The 6,165-nt window shown below is 38.2% G+C and carries 4 protein-coding genes and 1 pseudogene; all 5 read left to right on the top strand.

Annotated features, from left to right (window positions below):
• Positions 1-193: pseudogene (locus AC1DUW_RS18945) on the top strand (HD domain-containing protein); the annotation flags it as partial.
• Complete coding sequence (locus tag AC1DUW_RS18940) at positions 190-2,067, top strand: ABC-F family ATP-binding cassette domain-containing protein (RefSeq protein WP_252433561.1); 1,878 nt, start codon at positions 190-192, stop codon at positions 2,065-2,067. The pseudogene AC1DUW_RS18945 and the gene AC1DUW_RS18940, both read left to right, overlap by 4 nt.
• A gap of 129 nt (positions 2,068-2,196) precedes the next feature.
• On the top strand, positions 2,197-3,333 hold the full coding sequence (locus tag AC1DUW_RS18935) for a conserved virulence factor C family protein (protein ID WP_252433562.1): 1,137 nt from the start codon (positions 2,197-2,199) through the stop codon (positions 3,331-3,333).
• A 555-nt stretch (positions 3,334-3,888) separates the two neighbouring features.
• The gene (gene ilvD / locus AC1DUW_RS18930) at positions 3,889-5,559 is read left to right on the top strand and encodes a dihydroxy-acid dehydratase (protein WP_098176472.1); all 1,671 of its coding nucleotides are present in this window, start codon (positions 3,889-3,891) and stop codon (positions 5,557-5,559) included.
• 230 nt (positions 5,560-5,789) lie between these two features.
• A partial coding sequence (locus AC1DUW_RS18925) for a BrxA/BrxB family bacilliredoxin (protein WP_477643192.1) occupies positions 5,790-6,165 on the top strand: 376 nt, incomplete at its 3' end.

The following is a 6,165-nucleotide window of genomic DNA, read 5'->3' as shown; positions in this document are numbered from 1 at the left end:
TGTACGTGAGAAGATGACAAAACAGGAATATCGGATGGGTAAAAGCTCTTCCGTTCATCACTTCTATGAAAAATTATTACGGTTACAAGACATGCTTAACACCTGTACAGCTAAGAAGATTGCAAGTGAAAGGCATGAGTATATGGTTAGCTTTTTAGAGGAATTTTACAAGGAATGGGATGTACGATTATGAAAGTTTATAGCATGGAACATGTAATGAAAACACAAGGGGAAAAGCTATTATTTAAAGATGTTTCTTTTTCCATTACCGAAGGCGAAAAGATTGGGATCGTTGGTATAAACGGAACTGGAAAATCCACACTTTTGAATATTATTGCAGGTTTAGAAGATAGTGATTTGGGAACGAAGGATCATCCAAATGATTACACGATTTCCTATTTATCTCAAGATCCTTATTTTGATGAAAAATTRACGATTATGGAGTATATGTATGAAAGTTCAACTCCAGTATTTTCGTTAATTAAGGAATATGAAAAAACACTCATTCAGCTGCAATTAGATCCACAGAATAGCACAACTCAAGACCGGTTGTTAAAGCAACAACAGGAAATGGATGCCCTTAGTGCCTGGGATACAAGTGCGAATGCACGAACTATATTGACAAAGCTTGGTCTTCCAGATCATTCAAGGAAATTGGGTGAACTGTCAGGTGGCCAAAAAAAACGTGCCGCTCTGGCAAAGACTTTGATTGAAACTCCTGATCTGCTTATTTTGGATGAACCTACGAATCATCTTGATTTTGAAAGCATTACCTGGCTCGAAGAATATTTGGCTAAATATCAGAAGTCCGTTTTATTTGTGACCCATGATCGTTATTTTCTTGATCGGGTTTCCAATAAAATTTGGGAAATCGCACAGTCACAGCTATTCGAATATAAAGGAAACTATGCTGACTATTTAGAATCAAGAGCTATTCGGGAAGAAAACGAATCGACCGAACGAACGAAAAAGGAAAGTTTATTTAAAAAAGAATTAGCCTGGATTCGTAAAGGTGCAAAGGCACGTACCACTAAACAAAAGGCACGGATTCAACGTTTTGAAACATTAGAAACGGGTGTGAAAGATAAGCAAAAAACTGAAAGTCTTGAGATGGAATTAAGTGGTGCCCGCCTTGGGAAAAAAGTTCTGGAGATGCAAGATATTTCTAAATCTTTTGGTGATCAGTCTATCATCAAACACTTTTCCTTCCTATTCAAACCAGGTGACCGCATTGGAATCGTAGGTAATAATGGCAGCGGAAAGTCTACGTTATTGAACATTTTGGCTGGGCGAGAACCGATAGATGAAGGAAATCTTGAAATAGGACAAACAGTGAAAATTGGTTATTATACTCAAGAAAGCGTTGATATGGATGAGAATCTTCGCATGATAGAATATATCCGGGAAACAGCTGATTCAATCGCTCTTAAAGATGGCAGTTTTATTTCTGCTGCACAGATGCTTGAGAGATTTTTATTCCCAATGGGTTCTCATGGTACCCCAATACGCAAGCTGTCCGGAGGAGAAAAAAGACGTTTGTATCTGCTTAACATCTTAATGGGAGCACCTAATGTCCTGCTTTTGGATGAACCGACGAATGACTTGGACACGCAAACTTTGACAGTTCTCGAGGACTATTTAGAAACGTTTTCAGGTGTAGTTATTACCGTATCACATGATCGTTATTTTCTTGATAAAACCTGTCATCAGCTCCTTGTCTTCAAAAATAAAGGTGAAATTGATTTTTATTACGGCAACTATTCAGAGTTCTTAGAGGAAAAAACAGTAGAGACCGTTCTTGAAAAAAAGCCAGAGCCTCAGATAAACCGCACAGAAAAGAAAAAGAAAAAACTAACCTATGCGGAAAGTAAGGAATGGGAAGAAATCGAAGGTAACATGGAACATGTCGAGCAGCGTCTGACAGACATCACAACAGAAATGTCAGCAGCGGGGAGCGACTTTGAAAAAGTTCGTCTGCTTCTTGAAGAGGAAAAAGAACTAACAGATAAATTAGAGTATATGATGGAAAGATGGACGTATTTAGCGGAAAAATTAGAAGAGGAATAAGTGAGAGACTGGTCCAGGGGAAGTATGCTTGGTCCAGTCTTTTTTTGTCTATCTCAATTGCATGAGAATCTGTGGCCATTGTGATAAAATCTAGTACATGGGTACGTCTTGTTAAAGGAGAGAAAAGTATTGAAAATAAAATCAATAGAACCTACACCAAGTCCAAATACAATGAAAATTAATCTAACAGAAGAGCTCTTAGCAGGTAAAAGTAATAATTATAAAAAAAATCAAGCCGATCAAGCACCTCAGCTTATTAAAGATTTATTTACGATTGAAGGGGTGAAAGGCGTATATCATGTTGCCGACTTTTTAGCCGTTGAGCGTAATGCGAAATATGATTGGAAAGATATCTTGGTCCAAATTCGTCAAGTGTTTGGTGAGAAAACTGAAGAACAAAATCAACAAACGGTAATAAATGAACATTATGGTGAAGTAACAGTTGCTATTCAACAATTCAAAGGAATTCCGATGCAAATTAAAGCAAGTGATAGCCAACATGAAAAACGCTTTGCTTTACCAGAATATTTTATTAAAGGTATTGCTGCTGCTCAAAAAGAAGACGATAATGTAGTCTTGCTCCGAAAATGGAAGGATTATGGTATCCGTTACGGGGATATGGACGATATCGTGAAAGAAGTAGCGGATGAGTTGGTTGCCGCTTTTCCCGAAGAACGAATTAACCAGCTAGTAGCTGCTGCTCAAGAAACCGTTGGTAAAAAAGAGGCATTCGTGAAACGTCCCAAAATAAAACTAACCGCAGAAATGTTGAATGATGAAAATTGGGAAAAACGTTATCAAGCGTTAGAACAAATGGAAGATCCAACGGTTGAAGAGATTCCAGTATTGGATATAGCCTTGTCTGATAGTAAAGTCTCTATTCGTCGACTTGCTGTTGTTTACTTAGGTATGATCGAGGATACAAAAGTACTTCCGAGCTTGTACAAAGCATTGAAAGATTCAAGTGTGGCAGTAAGACGAACAGCGGGTGACTGTTTATCTGATCTAGGTTTTGAAGAAGCAATGGGAGAAATGTCGCAATCCTTATCAGATAAAAATAAACTAGTAAGGTGGAGGGCTGCGATGTTCTTATATGAAGTGGGAAATGAAACCGTCCTACCCTATTTAAAACAAGCTGAACAGGACCCAGAGTTCGAAGTGGCTCTACAGGTTAAAATGGCTATTGACCGAATAGAAAACGGAGAAGAAGCAAAGGGTTCAGTTTGGAAGCAAATGACAGAATCAAGGCAAACAAATGACAAGTGACTTTGATTAAAAATCGTTTTATCAACAAATCATACAAATTGCATGTTTCTATTTTGTAGGCAAAAGGTATTCGGATGGACTTAATTCCGGATGCCTTTTGTTATTTTTATGCTCTAAAAATGTCCCGCTTTAGGGCATATTTTGTAACCAGGTTTTCAGTTAGTCAGATTCACAGAGAGCATCCTCTGCAGAAATGATTTTTTTATATGCCTTGGTGTAACAATTGATACCATAAGAGCTTTGGACTTGGATAATTTCAGTGAAAATTATGCTTGTCGATTGAACGAGTACAGTTTTACTGACCAATCATGTGTTTTGGATTTGTTAACAGTCAAAAACATGCGAAATAGTATGTTTTTTACATGAAACCATTGCTTATAGGAGAAAAATATCTTTTCTATTATTTTAGTAAAACTTTTTTATGGATATTTAAGAGTTGAATGGTTGCATTTGTATGTAAATATGTTAGAATTTTTAGAGTATACAAAAAATTGAATTATATAAAATTATTAGAGAAGTGAAAATTGGGGGTTACAACAAATGTCTACATCAAATATGAGAAGTGATATGATTACAAAAGGAATCGACCGTGCTCCACACAGAAGCCTTTTGCGTGCAGCAGGTGTTAAAGAAGAAGATTTCGGAAAACCATTTATCGCGGTTTGTAATTCATACATTGATATCGTTCCAGGTCATGTTCACCTTCAGGAATTCGGTAAAATAGTGAAGGAAGCGATTCGTGAAGCTGGCGGTGTTCCTTTTGAATTTAATACAATTGGGGTAGACGATGGAATTGCCATGGGCCATATTGGTATGCGCTATTCTTTACCTAGCCGTGAGATTATTGCGGATTCTGTAGAAACGGTTGTATCTGCACATTGGTTTGACGGTATGGTTTGTATTCCAAACTGTGACAAGATTACACCGGGTATGATGATGGCAGCTCTTCGTGTTAATATTCCTACAATATTTGTAAGTGGCGGGCCTATGAAGGCAGGGAAAGACAAAAACGGTAAATCTCTTTCTTTAACGTCTGTTTTTGAAGGTGTAGGAGCATACCAAGCGGGTAATATAAATGAAGAAGATTTGCAAGAACTTGAGCAAGTTGCATGTCCTACGTGCGGTTCTTGTTCAGGGATGTTTACAGCAAATTCCATGAACTGTTTGGCCGAAGGTTTAGGTCTTGCACTTCCAGGTAATGGTACAATTTTGGCTGTAGCCGAAGAACGTAAGGATTTTGTTAAAAAATCTGCCAAACAATTGATGGAAATAATCAAACAAGATATTAAACCTCGTGATATCGTAACGATTGATGCAATTGATAACGCATTTGCTTTGGATATGGCGATGGGTGGTTCGACTAACACAGTGCTTCATACACTTGCATTGGCACATGAAGCAGGTTTTGAATATCCTATGGAACGCATCAATGAAATAGCAAACCGCGTACCACATCTTGCGAAGATTGCCCCAGCATCTGATTATCATATTGAAGATGTACACAATGCTGGTGGTGTGAGCGCAATTATTCATGAGTTACTTAAAAAACCAGGTGCCTTTAACGGTGATTGTCTTTCTGTTTCAGGTAAAACGCTACGCGAAAATGTTGAGGGTTGTGAAATATTGGACAAGGATGTTATTCATCCGTTGGATAACCCTCATTCTGAACGTGGTGGTCTTGCTGTATTGTTTGGTAACCTTGCTCCTCAAGGCTCAATTATTAAAGTGGGTGCTGTTGACGAATCTGTTGGTGGCTACCACAGAGGGCCAGCGATCTGCTTCGATTCACAAGAAGATGCACTATCTGGAATTATTACTGGCAAAGTAAAAGAAGGTAATGTTGTTGTCATCCGCTATGAAGGTCCAAAAGGCGGGCCGGGCATGCCGGAAATGCTGGCGCCTACTTCTCAAATCGTTGGCCGAGGTCTTGGTGCTAAAGTGGGATTAATTACTGATGGACGTTTTTCAGGTGCATCCCGAGGCATCAGTATCGGTCATATCTCCCCAGAAGCAGCTGAAGGTGGTCCAATCGCATTTGTAGAAGATGGAGATATCATCGAGTTAGATTTGAATAATCGTAAAATCGAATTAGAAATTTCCGATGAAGAATTTGAAAAACGCAAAGCTAACTGGAAAGGTTTCGAGTCAAAAGTTAAAACAGGCTATTTAGCCCGTTACTCTAAACTTGTAACTAATGCTAGTTCAGGCGGCGTAATGAAAGTTTAATTTAGATCATGTGAAATAAAAACACGGTAGAAGAATCAAATCAATTCTTTTACCGTGTTTCTTTGTGAAGACTATTTTTATAGTGTTTAATTTTTGATATTTGACAGTGTGTGTGCAAACACGGTTTCATAAAAACTTTAACAAAAGTTGTAAGCGTCATTTTTGCATATGGACTTAAGAATATAGTATGATTATACTAATTGAAGAATTGTAACCAAGGAGGTTTTTTTATGTCTATGGCATATGATGAATATATGAAACAAATGGTGAAGCCTATGCGTGCTGAATTAGTTCAAGCAGGTTTTGAGGAGCTAGAAACCGCTGAGGCTGTTGAAAACTTTATGGAATCTGTCGAGGGTACAACATTGGTTGTTGTGAATTCAGTTTGTGGCTGTGCTGCCGGGTTAGCTCGTCCAGCTGCTACTCAAGCTGTTCTCCAAGCAGAGGATAAACTAAAGCATCTTGTAACCGTATTTGCTGGTCAAGATAAAGAGGCAACAGCCAAAATGCGTGAGTATTTTGATGGTATTGAACCTTCTTCGCCATCCATGGCTCTTTTAAAAGGCAAGGAAGTCTTACATTTCATTCCACGTCATGAAATTGAAG

This window comes from Peribacillus sp. P4_C12 (assembly GCF_056402095.1).
Note: the sequence above shows the minus strand (reverse complement) of the source record. Positions and strands in the feature narration are given on the sequence as shown.

What these genes read in the sequence shown, in the direction of transcription:
- ilvD (WP_098176472.1), top strand. Translation starts at nt 3,889, where the DNA reads ATGAGAAGTGATATGATTACAAAAGGAATCGACCGTGCTCCACACAGA.